The sequence below is a fragment of the Erwinia sp. E602 genome, from assembly GCF_018141005.1.
Lineage (GTDB): Bacteria > Pseudomonadota > Gammaproteobacteria > Enterobacterales > Enterobacteriaceae > Erwinia.
On record NZ_CP046582.1, the window covers coordinates 4028874 to 4047799 of the forward strand.

At 62.0% G+C, this 18926-nt stretch carries 15 protein-coding genes; 12 read left to right on the forward strand and 3 right to left on the reverse strand.

From position 1 onward, the window contains the following. Nucleotides 1-76: 76 nt before the first annotated feature. Genes thiB through thiQ form a run of 3 tightly spaced genes read left to right on the forward strand, consistent with a single transcriptional unit; the run spans nucleotide 77 to nucleotide 3340 of the window. The gene (thiB, locus tag GKQ23_RS20145; protein ID WP_212409270.1) at nucleotides 77-1063 is read left to right on the forward strand and encodes a thiamine ABC transporter substrate binding subunit; all 987 of its coding nucleotides are present in this window, start codon (nucleotides 77-79) and stop codon (nucleotides 1061-1063) included. After that, nucleotides 1039-2649 carry a thiamine/thiamine pyrophosphate ABC transporter permease ThiP gene (gene thiP / locus GKQ23_RS20150; RefSeq protein WP_212409271.1) on the forward strand — a complete coding sequence of 537 codons (1611 nt, stop codon included), beginning with the start codon at nucleotides 1039-1041 and terminating at the stop codon, nucleotides 2647-2649. Before thiB ends, thiP begins: the two co-directional genes overlap by 25 nt. Then, on the forward strand, nucleotides 2633-3340 hold the full coding sequence (thiQ, locus tag GKQ23_RS20155; RefSeq protein WP_212409272.1) for a thiamine ABC transporter ATP-binding protein ThiQ: 708 nt from the start codon (nucleotides 2633-2635) through the stop codon (nucleotides 3338-3340). Before thiP ends, thiQ begins: the two co-directional genes overlap by 17 nt. 165 nt (nucleotides 3341-3505) lie before the next feature. Here the strand turns inward: thiQ and GKQ23_RS20160 are convergent, their stop codons facing one another. Next, nucleotides 3506-4267 carry a DedA family protein gene (locus GKQ23_RS20160; protein ID WP_056235945.1) on the reverse strand — a complete coding sequence of 254 codons (762 nt, stop codon included), beginning with the start codon at nucleotides 4265-4267 and terminating at the stop codon, nucleotides 3506-3508. A gap of 169 nt (nucleotides 4268-4436) precedes the next feature. Here GKQ23_RS20160 and polB point away from each other — a divergent pair, with 169 nt between their 5' ends. The 3 genes from polB (at nucleotide 4437) to rluA (ending at nucleotide 10576) form a co-directional block, all read left to right on the forward strand. Next, nucleotides 4437-6800 (forward strand): DNA polymerase II, encoded by a 2364-nt coding sequence (polB, locus tag GKQ23_RS20165; protein WP_212409273.1) that lies wholly within the window; start codon nucleotides 4437-4439, stop codon nucleotides 6798-6800. A gap of 139 nt (nucleotides 6801-6939) precedes the next feature. Then, on the forward strand, nucleotides 6940-9846 hold the full coding sequence (gene rapA / locus GKQ23_RS20170; RefSeq protein WP_101505417.1) for an RNA polymerase-associated protein RapA: 2907 nt from the start codon (nucleotides 6940-6942) through the stop codon (nucleotides 9844-9846). 70 nt (nucleotides 9847-9916) lie between these two features. Beyond that, nucleotides 9917-10576 (forward strand): bifunctional tRNA pseudouridine(32) synthase/23S rRNA pseudouridine(746) synthase RluA, encoded by a 660-nt coding sequence (gene rluA, locus GKQ23_RS20175; protein WP_212409274.1) that lies wholly within the window; start codon nucleotides 9917-9919, stop codon nucleotides 10574-10576. Between the two features lie 100 nt (nucleotides 10577-10676). Here the strand turns inward: rluA and djlA are convergent, their stop codons facing one another. Then, entirely contained in the window at nucleotides 10677-11507 is an 831-nt protein-coding gene (gene djlA / locus GKQ23_RS20180) for a co-chaperone DjlA (protein ID WP_212409275.1), read from the reverse strand. A gap of 320 nt (nucleotides 11508-11827) precedes the next feature. Between djlA and lptD the strand changes: the two genes are divergently transcribed. The 6 genes from lptD (at nucleotide 11828) to apaH (ending at nucleotide 18734) form a co-directional block, all read left to right on the forward strand. Continuing rightward, nucleotides 11828-14209: an LPS assembly protein LptD gene (lptD, locus tag GKQ23_RS20185; protein ID WP_212409276.1), complete on the forward strand. Its 2382-nt coding sequence runs from the start codon at nucleotides 11828-11830 to the stop codon at nucleotides 14207-14209. A gap of 56 nt (nucleotides 14210-14265) precedes the next feature. Further along, nucleotides 14266-15561 (forward strand): peptidylprolyl isomerase SurA, encoded by a 1296-nt coding sequence (surA, locus tag GKQ23_RS20190; RefSeq protein WP_212409277.1) that lies wholly within the window; start codon nucleotides 14266-14268, stop codon nucleotides 15559-15561. Then, nucleotides 15545-16543, forward strand: coding sequence for a 4-hydroxythreonine-4-phosphate dehydrogenase PdxA (pdxA, locus tag GKQ23_RS20195; protein WP_212409278.1), 999 nt, complete (start codon nucleotides 15545-15547; stop codon nucleotides 16541-16543). Before surA ends, pdxA begins: the two co-directional genes overlap by 17 nt. Continuing rightward, the gene (gene rsmA, locus GKQ23_RS20200; protein WP_056235925.1) at nucleotides 16536-17366 is read left to right on the forward strand and encodes a 16S rRNA (adenine(1518)-N(6)/adenine(1519)-N(6))-dimethyltransferase RsmA; all 831 of its coding nucleotides are present in this window, start codon (nucleotides 16536-16538) and stop codon (nucleotides 17364-17366) included. Before pdxA ends, rsmA begins: the two co-directional genes overlap by 8 nt. Nucleotides 17367-17368: 2 nt before the next feature. Beyond that, complete coding sequence (apaG, locus tag GKQ23_RS20205; RefSeq protein ID WP_056235922.1) at nucleotides 17369-17746, forward strand: Co2+/Mg2+ efflux protein ApaG; 378 nt, start codon at nucleotides 17369-17371, stop codon at nucleotides 17744-17746. A gap of 157 nt (nucleotides 17747-17903) precedes the next feature. Beyond that, entirely contained in the window at nucleotides 17904-18734 is an 831-nt protein-coding gene (gene apaH, locus GKQ23_RS20210; RefSeq protein WP_101505421.1) for a bis(5'-nucleosyl)-tetraphosphatase (symmetrical) ApaH, read from the forward strand. Here the strand turns inward: apaH and GKQ23_RS20215 are convergent. After that, nucleotides 18698-18904 (reverse strand): hypothetical protein, encoded by a 207-nt coding sequence (locus GKQ23_RS20215; RefSeq protein ID WP_212409279.1) that lies wholly within the window; start codon nucleotides 18902-18904, stop codon nucleotides 18698-18700. The two genes, apaH and GKQ23_RS20215, sit on opposite strands and share 37 nt — an antisense overlap. Between the last annotated feature and the right edge of the window lie 22 nt (nucleotides 18905-18926).

Consider the following 18926-nt stretch of genomic DNA (forward strand, 5'->3'; position numbering starts at 1 on the left):
CGCGCTTTCGTTACCTGGCTGAAGTCACTACACTCTGCGGTCTGCGGGCAGACCGCCACACATAAAGGAACCTCTGGTGCTGAAAAAAATCTTACCTCTGCTGGCGCTGTTCTCCCTGCCCGCCCTTGCGGCAAAACCGACCCTGACGGTTTACACCTACGACTCGTTTGCCGCCGAGTGGGGCCCGGGACCCGCGGTGAAGAAAAATTTTGAAGCGGAGTGCGGCTGCGAGCTGAAATTTGTTGCGCTGGAGGATGGCGTCTCGCTGCTTAACCGCCTGCGCATGGAAGGAAAGAACAGCAGGGCCGACGTGGTGCTGGGGCTGGATAACAACCTGCTGGAAGCGGCGCAAAAGACCGGCCTGTTTACCGCCAGCAACGTGGATACCGCCGCCAGTACCGTGCCCGGCGGCTGGCACGACAACACCTTTGTGCCGTTCGACTACGGCTGGTTCGCTTTTGTCTATGACAAAACCAGACTGCAAAACCCGCCGAAGAGCCTGAAAGAGCTGGTGGAGAGCGATCGGCCGCTGAAGGTGATCTACGAAGATCCGCGCACCAGCACGCCGGGCCTCGGCCTGCTGCTGTGGATGCAAAAGGTATATGGCAACGACGCCCCCGCCGCCTGGCAGAAGCTGGCGCAGAAAACCGTCACCGTCACCAAGGGCTGGAGCGAAGCCTACGGCCTGTTCCTGAAAGGGGAAGCCGATATGGTGCTCAGCTACACCACCTCTCCGGCTTACCACCTGATCGAAGAGAAGAAAACCCAGTATGCGGCGGCGAACTTCAGTGAAGGGCACTATCTGCAGGTGGAGGTGGCGGGCCAGCTGAAAGCCAGCCCGCAGCCGAAGCTGGCGCAGCAGTTTATGCAGTTTATCCTGAAGCCGGGCTTCCAGCAGACCATCGCCACCGGCAACTGGATGTACCCGGCGGCGCAGACCGCACTGCCGGACGCCTTCAAAACGTTGCCGGTACCGGAAACCTCACTGCAGTACAGCCCGCAGGACGTTGCCAGCCAGCGCAGCGGCTGGATTAGCGCATGGCAACGCGCCGTCAGCCGCTGATCCCCGGCTGGCTTCTGCCCGGCGGCCTGGCGGCCACGCTGCTGGTTACCGTGGCGCTGCTGGCCTTTGGCGCGCTGTGGGCCAGCGCTCCGGCCACCGACTGGCGGGGCATGCTGCAGGACCGCTATCTGTGGCACGTGCTCGGTTTCTCCTTCTGGCAGGCGCTGCTATCGGCCCTGCTGTCGGCGCTGCCCGCCGTTCCGCTGGCCCGCGCCCTCTACCGCCGCCGTTTCCCCGGGCGCAGCAGCCTGCTGCGGCTGTGCGCCATGACCCTGGTGCTGCCGGTGCTGGTGGCGGTGTTCGGCATCCTTACCGTTTACGGCCGCAGCGGCTGGCTGGCGCAGCTCTGCGCGCTGCTCGGCATTCCGTGGACCTTCACCCCCTACGGACTGCAGGGCATCCTGCTCGCGCACGTCTTTTTCAACCTGCCGCTGGCCACCCGGCTGCTGCTGCAGGCGCTGGAGCAGATCCCCGGCGAACAGCGCCAGCTGGCCGCGCAGCTCGGCCTGCGCGGCTGGGCGCACTTTCGCATCGTCGAGTGGCCGTGGCTGAAGCGGCAGCTGCTGCCCGCCGTCGCGCTGATTTTTATGCTCTGTTTTGCCAGCTTTGCCACCGTGCTGTCGCTGGGCGGCGGCCCGCAGGCCACCACCATTGAGCTGGCGATCTTCCAGGCGCTGAGCTTTGACTACGATCCCGGCCGCGCCGCGCTGCTGGCGCTGCTGCAGATGATCTGCTGCCTGGGGCTGGTGCTGCTCAGCCAGCGGCTGAACAGGGCGCTGCCCGCAGGCAGCCAGCAGATCGGCGGCTGGCGTAATCCGCAGGACAGCCTGCGCGCCCGCCTGCTGGATGCGGTGCTTATCGCCGCCGCGCTGCTGCTGATCCTGCCGCCGCTGCTGGCGGTAGCGGTCAGCGGCATTAACCAGGGGTTCAGCGGCGTTTTGCAGCAACCCGCCCTGTGGCAGGCCACCTTTACCTCGCTGCGCATTGCGCTGGCCGCCGGGCTGCTCAGCGTGATACTGACCGTGATGCTGTTGTGGAGCAGCCGCGAGCTGCGCCTGCGCCAGCGACCAAAAAGCGGGCAGCTGCTGGAGCTGAGCGGCATGCTGATCCTGGCGATGCCGGGTATCGTGCTGGCCACCGGCTTTTTCCTGCTGCTGAATGCCACCACCGGCCTGCCCGCATCGGCGGACGGCGTGGTGATTTTCACCAACGCGCTGATGGCCATACCCTATGCGATCAAGGTGCTGGAAAACCCGCTGCGTGATATCGCCGAGCGTTACAACCGCCTGTGCCTGTCGCTGGATATTCGCGGCTGGAACCGCCTGCGGCTGATTGAGCTGCGCGCGCTGCGGCGGCCGCTGGCGCAGGCGCTGGCCTTTGCCTGCGTGCTGTCGATCGGTGATTTTGGCGCGGTGGCGCTGTTCGGCAATGAGGACTTCCGCACCCTGCCTTTCTATCTCTACCAGCAGATCGGCTCTTACCGCAGCAGCGACGGCGCGGTCACCGCCCTGCTGCTGCTGCTGCTCTGCTTCCTGCTGTTCACCCTGATTGAAAAGCTTCCGGGACGCCATGCTAAACCTGACTAACCTCACCTGGCTCTATCAGCACCTGCCGATGCGCTTTACCTTCAGCGCGCAGGCCGGCGAAAGGCTGGCGATCCTTGGCCCCAGCGGCGCGGGTAAAAGCACCCTGCTCAGCCTGATCGCCGGCTTTCTCAACGCCGAAAGCGGCAGCCTGCAGCTGAACGGCGCGGAGCACCGCCACACGCCGCCCGCGCAGCGCCCGGTGTCGATGCTGTTCCAGGAAAATAACCTGTTTCCCCACCTGACGGTGGCGGAGAATATCGGCCTCGGCCTGCATCCGGGGCTGAAGCTGAACCCGCAGCAGAAGCAGCAGATGCAGGAGATCGCCCGCCGCGTCGGGCTGGCAGAGCATCTGCCCCGGCTGCCGCATCAGCTCTCCGGCGGCCAGCGTCAGCGCGCCGCGCTCGCCCGCTGCCTGGTGCGGCAGCAGCCGATCCTGCTGCTGGACGAGCCGTTCTCAGCGCTGGACCCGGCGCTGCGTAAGGAGATGCTGGCACTGGTCGATGAGGTGTGCCGCGAGCGCAATATCACCCTGCTGATGGTATCGCACAGCGTCGAGGATGCCGCACAGATCGCGCCACGCAGCCTGCTGATCGTAGACGGGCGGGTTTACTGGGACGGCAGCACCGCACAGCTGCAGCGCGGTGAGGTGAGTGCCGCGGCGGTGCTGGGCATCGCTTACCGGCCCGGATAAACCGTCTCGCTTATCCGGCGGCGCACAGGGAACGGTGTAGCCCAGGTTCCATCAGTAAACGATATCAGACGCGCCCGCAGCAGCGGATTGCGGAGGCAGTCGATAAACGGCGCGAGCAGGCCGCCGGGTTTAACCGGCAGGTACTCGCGCCGCCTCGCTGCATGATCAGAAGAAGACCTGCCACAGCAGGTGCCGGAACATCGGCATCATCGGGTGGAACTGAATGGCCGTAAAGCTGCCAACGGCGACCAGCAGCCCGAGCGGCCCCAGCCAGCGCAGCCGCGCCGCCGGCAGGTACGCCGTCGCCCAGTCCTGCTGCTTACCGCTGCGCAGCCAGCGCCAGCCGAGCCAGACGCCCAGCCACACCAGGATCGCCACCGCTAACAGCAGCCATTTAAACAGGCCGCTGCTGGCGTCCTTCGGCACGTCGATCGCCACCCCGGCCAGAATGCCCGGCAGGAAGTAGAGCGGCGGCCAGAGGATGCAGCCGATGATATTCGGCGGAATAAACTTGCGCACCGGCAGCTCCAGCATCCCCGCCACCAGCGGGATAAGCGGGCGGGTCGGCCCGACAAAGCGGCCGACCATAATGGTCAGCATGCTGTGCTGGTGCAGCGCATGCTCGGTTTTGCTCATCAGCGAGTGGTGCTTTTTAATAAACGACCAGCGGTGCAGCGGCCCTTTAAATTTCCAGCCCAGCAGGTAGGAGATCCAGTCGCCCAGCAGGCAGCCAATGGTGCCCACCAGCCACGCCGGATAGAGCCCCATCTGGCCGCTGCCGATTAACGCCCCCAGCGAGGCCATCATCACCGTGCCGGGCAGCAGCAGCCCAACCAGCGCCAGCGACTCCAGAAAAGCCACCAGCCCCACGGCCAGCAGCGCATACGCCAGCGATTGCGTAATTAAGTGTTCCAGCCAGGCTTCCATAAGTATCCAACAGAGTTGACAGAACCGGCGATTTTCCCGGCCCGCCCGGCGGGCGTCAAGACGATATTTGTATGGGAACGTATGACCGCATTAGCCTGGTGATACAGGGAAACAACCACTGTATATATAAACATGCTATTATTACAGCATTATGCGTCCCGGAGGCAGTGTGAACGACCCACGCGCAGGATTTCTGTTAACCCGCCACTGGCGGGACACGCCGGCCGGCAGCGAAGTGACGCTGTGGCTGGCCACCGACGCCGGTCCGCAGCAGGTGGTGCTGCCTGCGCAGGAGTCGGTAGCCTTTGTGCCGGTAGAACAGCAGGCGGCGGCGGAGCGCCTGCTGGCGAACGAACGCGACTGGCGTTTCGCCCCGCTGACGCTGAAAGACTTCCGCCAGCGGCCGGTGGCCGGCCTCTACTGTCGCCAGCAGCGCCAGCTGATGAAGCTGGAGAAACTGCTGCGCGAAAACGACATCACCGTATACGAGGCCGATATCCGCCCGCCGGAGCGCTACCTGATGGAGCGTTTTATCACCGCGCCGGTGTGGTTCAGCGGCAGGCCGGACGGCAACCGTCTGACCGACGCGCGGCTCAAGCCGCACCCCGATTACCGCCCGCCGCTGAAGTGGGTGTCGCTGGATATTGAAACCACCCGTCACGGCGAACTTTACTGCATTGGCCTGGAGGGCTGCGGGCGGCGCGATGTCTTTATGCTCGGGCCGCCGAACGGCGATGCCAGCCGGCTGGACTTTAATCTTGAGTACCTGAGCAGCCGTCCCGCCCTGCTGGAGCGCCTGAACGCCTGGTTTGCCGAACACGATCCGGACGTGCTGATCGGCTGGAACGTAGTGCAGTTCGACTTAAGGGTGCTGCAGAAGCACGCCGACCGCTACGGCATCCCGCTGCGACTGGGGCGCGGCCATCATCCGGCGCTGGAGTGGCGCGAGCACGGCTTTAAGCCCGGCGTGTTCTTCGCTCAGGCCAGCGGTCGGCTGATTATCGACGGCATTGAAGCGCTAAAGTCGGCGTTCTGGAACTTTGACTCCTTCAGCCTGGAGGCGGTCTCCCGCGAGCTGCTGGGGGAAGGCAAGGCGATCGGCAACCCGTGGCAGCGCATGGAGGAGATCAACCAGCGCTTCGCCGAAGACAAACCGGCGCTGGCGCACTACAACCTGAAAGACTGCGAGCTGGTGACGCGCATTTTCCAGCACACCGAGCTGATGCCGTTTCTGCTGGAGCGCGCCTCGGTCAACGGCCTGGCGGTGGATCGCCACGGCGGTTCGGTGGCGGCGTTCAGCCACCTTTATTTGCCGCGCATGCACCGCGCCGGCTACGTCGCGCCGAATATGGGCGAGCTGGCGTCGGAAGCCAGCCCCGGCGGCTACGTGATGGACTCGCGCCCCGGCCTGTACGACTCGGTGCTGGTGCTCGACTACAAGAGCCTGTATCCGGCGATTATCCGCACCTTCCTGATCGACCCGGTCGGCCTGGTGGAGGGGCTGGCGCACCCGGACGACGCCGATTCGGTGGCCGGTTTCCGCCACGCGCGCTTCTCGCGCAGCCGCCACTGCCTGCCGGAGATCGTCAGCCAGATCTGGCAGGGGCGCGACGCGGCCAAGCGCGCCGGCAACAAGCCGCTGTCGCAGGCGCTGAAGATCATTATGAACGCCTTCTACGGCGTGCTCGGCACCAGCGCCTGCCGCTTCTTCGATCCGCGCCTCGCCTCGTCGATCACCCTGCGCGGCCACGAGATCATGCTGCAGACCCGCGAACTGATCGAGGCGGAAGGCTATGACGTGATTTACGGCGATACCGACTCCACCTTTGTCTGGCTGAAGTCGCCCCACGACGAGGCGACGGCGGCGGCGATCGGCCAGCGGCTGGTGGCGAAGGTTAACGACTGGTGGCGGCAGCATCTGAAAACCGAATTCGATCTTGAGAGCGCGCTGGAGCTGGAATATGAAACTCATTTCAGCCGCTTTCTGATGCCAACCATCCGCGGTGCCGAACAGGGCAGCAAGAAACGCTACGCCGGACTGATCCGCACCGACGGCGGTGAACGTATGGTGTTTAAAGGGCTGGAGACGGTCCGCACCGACTGGACCCCGCTGGCGCAGCAGTTCCAGCAGGCGCTGTACCTGAAAATTTTTACCGGCCAGCCCTGGCAGGACTATATCCGCGACACCGTGGCACGGCTGCTGAACGGCGAACTGGACGACCTGCTGGTGTACAGCAAGCGGCTGCGTCGCCCGCTCGGCGACTACCAGCGTAACGTACCACCGCACGTGCGCGCCGCGCGCATCGCCGATGAGTATCATCAGAAGCTCGAAAGGCCGCTGCTCTACCAGAACGGCGGCAAAATCCGCTACGTGATGGCCACCTCCGGCCCCGAGCCGCTGGAGGTGCGCAGCACGCCGCTGGACTACGATCACTATGTCTCCCGCCAGCTGCAGCCGGTGGCGGATGGCATCCTGCCCTTTGTGCAGGATGACTTTGCCAGACTGATAACCGGGCAGCTGGGCCTGTTTTGACAGGTGACGAAAGGGCCGCCTTCCAGTACCATAGCGCCCTTCCTTAAAATAAACGTTCTGAAACGACTACCGGGCAGCCTCTGCCGGGTCGTAACACTATTGCCTGCAATAAACTGACGACAATCGAGCCGAATATTATATGCCTTTTACACTTGGTCAACGCTGGATAAGCGATACGGAAAGCGAGCTGGGATTAGGAACCGTGGTTGCGGTGGATACCCGCATGGTCACGGTGATGTTCCCTGCCACCGGTGAAAACCGTCTCTACTCCAGAAATGATTCGCCGATCACCCGCGTGGTGTTTAACCCGGGCGATACCGTCACCAGCCACGAAGGCTGGCAGCTCATCGTTGACGAAGTACAAACCGACAACGGCGTGGTCAGCTATTTCGGCACCCGCACCGACACCGGCGAGACCGGGGTACGCCTGCGGGAAGTGATGCTCGACAGCAAGCTGGTGTTTGGCAAGCCGCAGGATCGCCTGTTCGCCGGCCAGCTTGACCGCATGGACCGTTTTGCGCTGCGCTTCCGCGCGCGCAAATATCAGAGCGAGCAGTACCGCCTGCCGATCAGCGGCCTGCGCGGCATGCGCACCAGCCTGATCCCGCACCAGCTGCACATCGCACACGACGTTGGCCGCCGCCACGCGCCGCGCGTGCTGCTGGCCGATGAAGTGGGTCTGGGTAAAACCATTGAAGCCGGGATGATCATCCACCAGCAGCTGCTGGCCGGCCGCGCCGAGCGTATTCTGATCGTGGTGCCGGAAACCCTGCAGCACCAGTGGCTGGTTGAGATGCTGCGCCGCTTCAACCTGCGCTTTGCGCTGTTTGATGACGACCGCTACGCCGAAGCGCAGCACGATAGCGACAACCCGTTTGAAACCGAGCAGATGATTATCTGTTCGCTGGACTTCGTACGCCGCAACAAGCAGCGCCTGGAGAAGCTGGCCGACGCCGAGTGGGACCTGATGGTGGTCGATGAAGCCCACCACCTGGTGTGGTCGGAAGAGGCACCGAGCCGCGAGTATCAGGTGATTGAACAGCTGGCGGAAAATATTCCCGGCGTTCTGCTGCTGACCGCCACCCCGGAACAGCTGGGTCTGGAGAGCCACTTTGCCCGCCTGCGCCTGCTGGATCCGGACCGCTTCCACGATTTCGCGGCCTTTGTTGAAGAGCAGAAGCACTTCCAGCCGATCGCCGACGCGGTATCGATGCTGCTGGCCGATAAAACCATCAGCAACGACGAGCTGAACCTGCTGAACGACCTGATGGGCGAGCAGGATATCGAGCCGCTGCTGCAGGTGGCCAACAGCGATCGTGAAGGCAAGCTGGAGGCCCGTCAGGAGCTGATCAGCATGCTGATGGATCGCCACGGCACCAGCCGCGTGCTGTTCCGTAACACCCGCGGCGGCGTAAAGGGCTTCCCGAAACGCGAACTGCACCAGATCCGCCTGCCGCTGCCGACCCAGTACCAGACCGCGATTAAGGTCTCCGGCATCATGAGCGCCCGCAAATCTGCCGACGAGCGCGCGCGCGATATGCTCTATCCGGAGCAGATTTATCAGGAATTTGAAGGCGACAGCGGCACCTGGTGGAACTTCGACCCGCGCGTTGAGTGGCTGCTCGGCTTCCTGACCAGCAACCGCGACAAGAAAGTGCTGGTGATCTGCGCCAAGGCGGCCACCGCGCTGCAGCTGGAGCAGGTGCTGCGCGAGCGCGAAGCGATCCGTGCCGCCGTGTTCCATGAAGGGCTGTCGATTATCGAGCGTGACCGCGCCGCCGCGTGGTTCGCCTCTGAAGAGGACGGTGCCCAGGTGCTGCTCTGTTCGGAGATCGGCTCCGAAGGCCGCAACTTCCAGTTCGCCAGCCAGCTGGTGATGTTCGACCTGCCGTTTAACCCGGACCTGCTGGAGCAGCGTATCGGCCGTCTGGACCGTATCGGCCAGATGCACGATATTCAGATCCACGTGCCGTATCTGGAACGTACCGCGCAGGCGGTGCTGGTGCAGTGGTTCCACGAAGGGCTGGACGCCTTCGAACACACCTGCCCGACCGGCCGTACCGTCTATGACAGCGTCTATGCACAGCTGATCGCGTACCTCGCCGCGCCGGAAAACAGCGAAGGGCTGGCAGAGTTTATCGCCGGCTGCCGCAAACAGCATGACGGGTTGAAGGCGCAGCTGGAACAGGGCCGCGACCGTCTGCTGGAGCTCAACTCCAACGGCGGCGAGAAGGCGCAGGCGCTGGCCGCACAGATCGCCGAACAGGATAACGACATCGAGCTGGTGAACTTCGCGCTCAACCTGTTCGATATCGTCGGCATTAACCAGGAAGACCGCAGCGATAACCTGATCGTGCTGACCCCCGGCGACCATATGCTGGTGCCGGACTTCCCGGGCCTGCCGGAAGATGGCTGCACCATCACCTTCGACCGTAACCAGGCGCTGTCGCGTGAAGACGCGCAGTACGTCAGCTGGGAGCACCCGATCATCCGCAACGGTCTGGATCTGATCCTCTCCGGCGACACCGGCAGCTGCGCGCTGTCGCTGCTGAAAAACAAGGCGCTGCCGGCCGGCACGCTGCTGCTGGAGCTGGTCTGGGTGGTGGAAGCGCAGGCGCCGAAGCACCTGCAGCTGACCCGCTTCCTGCCGCCAACCCCGGTGCGCATGCTGGTCGACCGTAACGGCAATAACCTGGCGGCCAAAGTGGAGTTTGAAAGCTTTAACCGCCAGCTGAACGCCATCAACCGCCACACCGGCAGCAAGCTGGTCAACGCGGTGCAGCAGGACGTGCATGAGATTATCAAGCTGTCCGAGGAGCCGGCGGCGGTGGAAGCGCGTAAGCTGATCGATGCCGCCCGTGCGGAAGCCAGCGATAAGCTGGGTGCGGAGCTTTCCCGCCTGCAGGCGCTGAGCGCCGTCAACCCGAACATCCGTCAGGATGAGATTGACGCGCTGGAAAGCAACCGCGAGCAGGTGCTGGCCAGCCTGGATGATGCCGGCTGGCGCCTGGATGCGCTGCGTCTTATCGTGGTCGCTCACCAGTAATCCCCTCAGCAGGGTGCCTGCCATCGTCCCGCGATGGTCTGCACCCTGCCCCTCTCCGGCACTTTGCGAGATGCTTATGATGGAACCTTACAACCCGCCGTCCGAACCCTGGCTGCATATTCTCTACCAGGATGAGCACATTATGGTGGTCAACAAACCCAGCGGGCTGCTCTCCGTACCCGGACGTCTGGAGGAGCACAAGGACAGCATAATGACGCGCGTCCAGCGTGACTTCCCGGCGGCGGAGTCGGTGCACAGGCTGGATATGGCGACCAGCGGCGTGATGGTGGTGGCGCTGAACAAAGCGGCGGAGCGTGAGCTGAAGCGCCAGTTCCGCGAGCGTGAGCCGCAGAAAACCTACGTCGCCCGCGTGTGGGGGGTGCCGCAGCCGGAAAAAGGGCTGGTGGACCTGCCGCTGATTTGTGACTGGCCGAACCGGCCAAAGCAGAAGGTCTGTTTTGAAACCGGTAAGTCGGCGCAGACGGAGTATCAGGTGCTGGAGGTGGCAGAGAACTGGGCGCGGGTGCAGCTGAAGCCGATCACCGGTCGCTCGCACCAGCTGCGCGTGCATATGCTGGCGCTGGGGCACCCGATTCTCGGCGATCGTTTCTATGCCCACGATGAGGCGTTAGCGATGGCGCCCCGTCTGCAGCTGCACGCCGAAAGCCTGAGCATCACCCATCCGCAGTACGGCACGCCGATGACCTTTCGCCAGCCGGCGGCGTTTTAATCTGCTGTTCCCCCCGGCCGAAGGGCGCAGCGGGCGGAGGCAGGGTTGGCACCACGTCGCGATAACACGGGCTGACGGCACTCGCCGTAAGCCCGTTTTTTTACTTAAAGCCCTTCTCGCGCTTGATCAGGTCGTAAGCGGCCTGAATCTCCTGCGCTTTCTGCTTGGCCATCTCCATCATCTGCGGCGGCAGGCCTTTCGCCACCAGCTTATCCGGATGGTGCTCGCTCATCAGCTTACGGTAGGCACGCTTGATGGTGGTGGCATCATCGCTGCTCTTCACCCCCAGTACGTTACAGGCATCATCAAGCGTTGGGCCGCGCTGCGCTCCGGTGTACCCGCCCTGTGAGGAGTGGCCACCCTGATAACCGTACCCGCCGCCGCCAAACTGCTGGCCGCCTTCCATCATGCGCAGGAACCGATAGAACTGATGACGGGAGATCCCCAGCTCTTCGGCGATCACATACAGCACCTGGCGCTCGTTGGGGTGCAGCGAGCCGTCGGCAAACGCCGCCTGAATCTGGATCTCCAGAAACATGCGAATCAGATCGAAGCGACCAAAGCAGGCGCTGCGCAGCTCACGCAATTTTTCGCGCAGCGGGTAGTCACCCTCTTTACCTTCACGGAACGCCTGCTGGGCTGCGGTACGGCTGGCGCCCTGCATTTGCATGCGGTCCATCAGCAGCGATGCCATCTGGATATCGGCATCCGTGACCCGGCCTTTCGATTTGGTCAGATGCCCCATCACCTGGAAGGTGGTGCTGAAAAACAGCGCCTGACGGGTTTGCTGGTTGGCAAAATAACCCTGACGCCGCGTTGAACGCGCTTTATCAACCAGATGGCCGACCAGCAGGCCAAAAACTACGCCCCAGAAGCCCGCGCCGGACAATAAACCCAGCACAAGTCCCAATACTTTTCCCCAATAGCGCATATACTCCTCAATTCGCCATGCTCAAGGCTACAATTTGCATTATCATACCTGTCATTCATCTCATAGCCTATTGGCAACGCGGTCAAACAACCAGAAGATACCTCACCGGTTATAGCGGCCAGCAGCTGTAGCCTGAAATGTGGGTATACACTAAATCATTCACACTGCATCAAGGCGGCAAACGAGTGAATCCCCGGGAGCAGAGATGGCTCTGTGACTGGGGTGAGCGAGAGCAGCCAACGCAGAGGCAGCGTGAAGGATGACGTGTATATGACTGGCGCAACCTCCTTGAGTGCGTTAGTCTCTGACCGTTTGTCGGCATGATGCCAGTGATCACGGAATTTTCGATACCGCGTATGAAAAATAGACTACCTACGTTGCTGGCCACCCTGATCGGCTCAGCGCTGTACAGCCAGCAGGGCCTGGCCGATGACCTCGCATCCCAGTGTATGCTCGGGGTGCCTTCCTATAACCGTCCGCTGGTAGAAGGGAAAAACACCAACCAACTGCCGATAACCATCAATTCCGACAAATCGCAGGGTAATTACCCGGATAATGCGGTCTTTAGCGGCGATGTGGATATCCGCCAGGGTAACAGCCGCCTGCAGTCCGACGAGGTGCAGCTGCATCAGAAGATGCTGCCGGGTAAAAGCGAACCCACCCGTACCGTCGACGCGCTGGGCAACGTCCACTACGACGATAACCAGGTGATCCTGAAAGGGCCGAAAGCCTGGTCTAACCTGAACACCAAAGACACCAACGTGTGGAATGGCGACTATCAGATGGTCGGCCGCCAGGGGCGCGGTAACGCTGACCAGATGAAGCTGCGCGGTGATAACCGCTACACCATTCTGGAAAACGGCTCCTTCACCTCCTGCCTGCCAGGGCAGAACAGCTGGAGCGTGGTCGGTTCCGAAATTATTCACGATCGCCAGGAGCAGCTGGCCGAGATCTGGAACGCACGCTTTAAAATCGGCCCGGTGCCGGTGTTTTACAGCCCGTACCTGCAGCTGCCGGTCGGCGATAAGCGCCGCTCGGGCTTCCTGATCCCCAACGCCAAATACGGTAGCAACAGCGGCTTTGAGTTTATGCTGCCGTACTACTGGAACATTGCGCCGCAGGCCGACGCCACGCTGACGCCGCACTACATCAGCCGCCGCGGCATGCAGTGGCAGAACGAATTCCGCTATCTGACCGGCGTCGGTGCCGGCCTGATGGAGTTCGACTATATGGCATCGGATAAAGTGTATAACAACGAGCACGAGGACGATAAAGACTCCAACCGCTGGCTGTTCTACTGGAACCATTCGGGGATCTACGAGCAGCACTGGCGCTTCAATGCCGACTACACCAAAGTCAGCGATCCCTACTACTTTACCGACCTGGACTCGACCTACGGCTCGACCACCGACGGCTATGTGACGCAAAAATTCAGTATTGGCTATGCAGATACCAACTGGGACGCCACGCTGTCGACCAAGCAGTTCCAGATCTTCTCGACCAACGCCAATAACGACGTGTATCGCGCCGAACCGCAGCTGGATATCAACTGGTACCAGAACGACGTCGGCCCCTTTGACACCCATCTGTATGCGCAGGCGGTGAAGTTTACCAACGTCAACGAACGCCTGCCGGACGCCACCCGTCTCCACCTGGAGCCGACCATCAACCTGCCGGTGTCAAATGGCTGGGGCAGTCTGAACACCGAAGCGAAACTGTTGGCAACACACTACCAGCAGGACGGCATTGAGTACTACAACAGCACCTACGATACTGGCAAAACCAACCAGCTGAAAGACAACGTTAACCGCGTGATGCCGCAGTTGAAGGTTGACGGCAAGATGGTGTTTGACCGCGATATGAACTGGTCGCCGGGCTATACCCAGACGCTGGAGCCGCGCCTGCAGTACCTGTACGTGCCGTACCGCGATCAGAGTATGATCCGCGCCTATGACTCCACGCTGCTGCAGACCGACTATACCGGCCTGTTCCGCGACCGCACCTACAGCGGCCTGGATCGCATCGCCTCGGCTAATCAGCTGACCAGCGGCGTCACCACGCGCATTTTTGATAACGATCTGGTTGAACGTTTTAACGCTTCCGTGGGTCAAATCTACTCGTTCACGCCGGCTCGTACCGGCCTGAACACCACCGATGACGATGACCGTGGCAGCCTGGTATGGGCGGGCGATACCTACTGGAAGATTAGCGACAACTGGGCAGCACGTGGTGGCCTGCAGTATGACACCCGTCTGGACAACGTCTCGCAGGGTAACGCCGTGCTGGAGTGGCGCCGTGATGCAGACCGCATGGTGCAGTTGAACTACCGTTACACCAGTGAAGAGTACATTCAGCAGACGCTGACGCAGATCACTAATCCGCTGTATCAGAAGGGGATCTCGCAGGTGGGTGCCACCGCCAGCTGGCCTGTCGCCGACGCATGGTCAGTGGTCGGGGCCTGGTATTACGATACCAAAGCCAACCAGCCCGCTGACCAGCTGCTGGGCGTGCAGTACAGCTCCTGCTGTTATGCCATTCGCCTCGGTTATGAGCGTAAAATCACCGGCTGGGAAAACGATAACAGTAAGTACGACAACAAAGTCTCGTTCAACATTGAACTGCGTGGCCTCAGCCCGAGCTACGGCTTAGGGACCGGTCAAATGCTGCGCCAGGGCATTCTGCCTTACCAGCGCGGCTTCTGATGTTGGCACAGTTAACAGACCACTCCCGCAGTGCGGATAGGAAGAATGGAAAAAGTATGAAGAACTGGAGAATGCTGATCCTCGGTGCCGCCTTAACGGCCAACACCGCGTTCGCAGCCCCGCAGGTTGTTGATAAGGTCGCCGCCGTGGTAAATAACGGCGTGGTGCTGGAGAGTGACGTCGACGGCATGATGCAGTCGGTCAAAGGCCAGGCGCAGCAGTCCGGGCAGCAGCTGCCGGATGATAAAACGTTGCGTCACCAGATTGTCGAACGTCTGGTGATGGATAACATCATGCTGCAGATGGGCAGACAGGCCGGCATCCAGATTAGCGACGCGCAGCTGGATCAGGCGATCGGCAACATCGCCGCACAGAACAAAATGAGCGTCGATCAGCTGCGCAGCCGCCTGGCGTATGACGGCATGAACTACGCCACCTACCGCGAGCAGATCCGCAAAGAGATGCTGACCTCGGAAGTGCGTAATAATGAAGTGCGCCGCCGCGTCACCATCCTGCCGCAGGAAGTGGACTCCCTCTCAAACCAGATGGCCGCGCAGAACGATGCCGGTACCGAGCTGAACATCAGCCACATTCTGCTGCCGCTGCCGGAAAACCCAACGCAGCAGCAGGTTGACGACCAGGAAACCCTGGCCAAACAGCTGGTGCAGGAGAGCAAAAGCGGTGCCGATTTCGGCAAGCTGGCGATCACCTATTCCGCCGATCCGCAGGCGCTGAAAGGCGGCAACATGGGCTGGGGCAAACTGCAGGAGCTGCCGTCGCTGTTTGCGCAGGCGCTGGTGACCGCCAAAAAAGGCGACATCGTTGGCCCGATCCGCTCAGGCGTCGGCTTCCATATCCTGAAAGTTAACGACGTGCGCGGTGAAAACCAGAGCGTTTCGGTTACCGAAGTGCACGCCCGCCATATCCTGCTAAAGCCGTCACCGATCATGACCGATGACCAGGCGCGCCAGAAGCTGCTGGAAACCGCTGCCGATATTAAGAGCGGTCGAATCAGCTTTGCCGATGCGGCCAAACAGCTGTCGCAGGACCCGGGTTCCGCCAACCAGGGCGGTGATCTTGGCTGGAGCTCCCCGGAAGCCTACGATCCGGCGTTCCGCGACGCACTGCTGCGCCTGAACAAGGGCCAGACCAGCGCCCCGGTTCACTCCTCGTTCGGCTGGCACCTGATTCAGCTGCTGGATACCCGCCAGGTTGATAAGACCGACTCCGCGAAGAAAGAGCGCGCCTACCGCCTGCTGTTCAACCGTAAATTCTCGGAAGAAGCGCAGACCTGGATGCAGGAACAGCGTGCCGCCGCCTATGTGAAGATCCTCGATGGCAGCGCTCAGTAACCTGCGCGTGGTGGTCACTCCCGGCGAACCCGCCGGGATTGGGCCCGATCTGATCGTCGTCCTGGCGCAACAGGCGTGGCCGGTTGAGCTGGTAGTCTGTGCCGATCCCGAGCTGCTGCGCACCCGCGCGGCAGCGCTGCGTTTGCCGCTGGAACTACGCGAATATGATGCCAGCGCGACGGCCCGCCCGCAGGACGCCGGTTCACTGACCGTGCTGCCGCTGCCGCTGGCCAGCCACGCGGTGGCCGGTGAACTCAGCGTGGATAACAGTCACTACGTGCTGGCCTCGCTGGCGCGCGCCTGCGACGGTTGCCTGAACGGCGAATTTGCCGCGCTGGTTACCGGACCGGTGCACAAAGGGGTGATCAACGACGCGGGCATTCCGTTCAGCGGCCACACCGAGTTCTTCGCCGAACGCGCCGGGTGCGAGCGCGTGGTGATGATGCTGGCCACCGAAGAGCTGCGGGTGGCGCTGGCCACCACCCATCTGCCGCTGAAAGACGTGGCCGACGCCATCACCCGTGACAGCCTGCATGAAGTGATCACCATCCTTAACGCCGATCTGCAGAGCAAGTTCGGCCTTGCAAGCCCGCACATTCTGGTGTGTGGGCTGAACCCGCACGCGGGTGAAGGCGGCCATATGGGGCGGGAAGAGATTGATACCATTACCCCGGCGCTGGACGAACTGCGCCAGCAGGGCATCAACCTGACCGGGCCACTCCCCGCGGACACCCTGTTCCAGCCGAAATATCTGCAGCACGCCGATGCGGTGCTGGCGATGTATCACGATCAGGGCCTGCCGGTGCTAAAATATCAGGGCTTTGGCCGCGCGGTGAATATCACCCTCGGTCTGCCATTTATCCGCACGTCCGTCGACCACGGCACCGCCCTTGAACTGGCGGCTACGGGTCAGGCCGATGCGGGCAGCTTCAAAACGGCGCTTAACCTCGCCATCACCATGATTAAGAGCAGTAATGAATAATCGCGTTCACCAGGGCCACTTCGCCCGCAAACGTTTTGGACAGAACTTCCTTAACGATCAGTATATTATCGACAGTATTGTCAACGCCATTCACCCACAGCGCGGCGAGGCGATTGTTGAGATCGGCCCTGGCCTCGGTGCACTCACCGAGCCGGTGGGTGAGCGCATTGATGAAATGACGGTGGTCGAACTGGACCGCGATCTGGCAGCACGCCTGCAGACGCATCCGTTCCTCGGCCCGAAGCTGACCATTTTCCAGCAGGATGCGATGACCTTTGATTTTGCGGCGCTGTCTGCGGAAAAAGGCCAGCCGCTGCGCGTGTTCGGCAACCTGCCGTACAATATTTCGACCCCGCTGATGTTCCACCTGTTCAGCTACGTCGGCGCGATCAAAGATATGCACTTTATGCTGCAGAAAGAAGTGGTTAATCGTCTGGTCGCCGGCCCTGGCAGCAAAGCCTATGGCCGCCTGACCGTAATGGCACAGTACTACTGCCAGGTGATCCCGGTGCTGGAAGTACCGCCGGAGTCCTTCACCCCGGCACCGAAGGTCGATTCTGCGGTGGTGCGCCTGATGCCTTACGCGGAGATCCCGCACCCGGTACAGGATATCCGCGCGTTGAGCCGCATCACCACCGAAGCCTTTGGTAAACGCCGTAAAACCCTGCGTAACAGCCTCGGCCACCTGTTCTCTGCCGAAGCTCTGGCCGAAATGAACATTGACCCGACGCTGCGCGCTGAGAACATTACCGTGGCGCAGTACTGCCAGCTGGCGAACTGGCTGACCGCGCACCCTCAGCAGCAGCCTCCTCAGGAGAACTGAGCATGAACGATACGCCCCGTGTTTGTGTCCATGTACAAAGCGTCTACATTGCGTCGCAGTCTGCGCCCGAAGAAGACCGTTATGTGTTTGCGTACACCGTCACCATCCGTAATCTGGGGCGTATCCCGGTGCAGCTGATCGGCCGCTACTGGCTAATCACCAACGGCAACGGCCGTGAAACCGAAGTCCAGGGTGAAGGGGTGATCGGCGAACAGCCGCACATCGCCCCTGGCGATGAGTTCCAGTACACCAGCGGTGCGATACTCGAAACCCCGATGGGCACCATGCAGGGGCATTACCGCATGGTTGACGCCGACGGCGAGACGCTGCTGGTGGACATTCCGGTGTTCCGGCTGGCGGTTGTCAGCCACATTCACTGAGTCACCCCTCATCCAGCGCTTTGCTCCTCACGGGCAAAGCGCATTTTTTTTTGCGCGCGCCAGGCGCGCCGCGGTTATCCTGACCCGGACCAGTGGCTAAGCAATCCTGAGCTGCCGGCCACGCGATCACGGTAACCCCCTTTTCAGGACAGAAAGCATGAGCACTTATCTTATCGGCGATATTCACGGTTGCTACGACGAGCTGAAAATGCTGCTGGCGCAGGTGGATTTCGATCCGGCGCAGGACGAGCTGTGGCTGACCGGCGATCTGGTGGCCCGTGGGCCGGCCTCGCTGGACGTGCTGCGTTATGTGCGCTCGCTCGGCGACAGCGTGCGCATCGTGCTGGGCAATCACGATCTGCATCTGCTGGCGGTGTACGCCGGCATCAGCCGCAATAAACCGAAGGATCGCCTGACGCCGCTGCTGGAGGCCGACGATGCCGACGAGCTGATCAACTGGCTGCGCCGCCAGCCGCTGCTGCAGGTGGATGAAGAGAAAAAACTGGTGATGGCGCACGCCGGTATCACCCCGCAGTGGGATATTGACACCGCAAAACTGTGTGCCCGCGAAGTCGAGGCAGTACTGAGCAGCGACACCTATCCGCTGTTCCTGGATGCGATGTACGGCGATATGCCGAACAACTGGTCACCGGCGCTCAGCGGTCTGGCGCGCCTGCGCTTCAGCACCAACGCACTGACCCGCATGCGCTTCTGCTTCCCCGCCGGGCAGCTGGACATGATCAGCAAAGAGTCGCCGGAAAATGCGCCACCGCCGCTGAAGCCCTGGTTTAACGTGCCCGGCCTGTTGCCCGCTGACTACACGGTGATCTTCGGTCACTGGGCGTCGCTGGAAGGGAAAGGCACGCCGGATAACGTCATCGGCCTCGATACCGGTTGTTGCTGGGGCGGCACCCTGACCCTGCTGCGCTGGGAAGACAGGCAGGTCTTTGTTCAGCCCTCTAACCGGGAAGTCACCCCGGCACTGTGATCGTCTGCGGCGCCGTTCGCCGCCCGCTCTGCCGGTGTCAGGGTATCAAAGGGAATACTCCACAGCGCGCCCGGCTGGAACAGCACCGGCGGGTGGCTTTCTGAAAGAGAGAGTTCCCGGCGGGCCGGGTCACGCAGGCGATCGCGATTCAGTGCAGCAGAAACAGACATGGCGCGCTCCGTAGTGGATGTC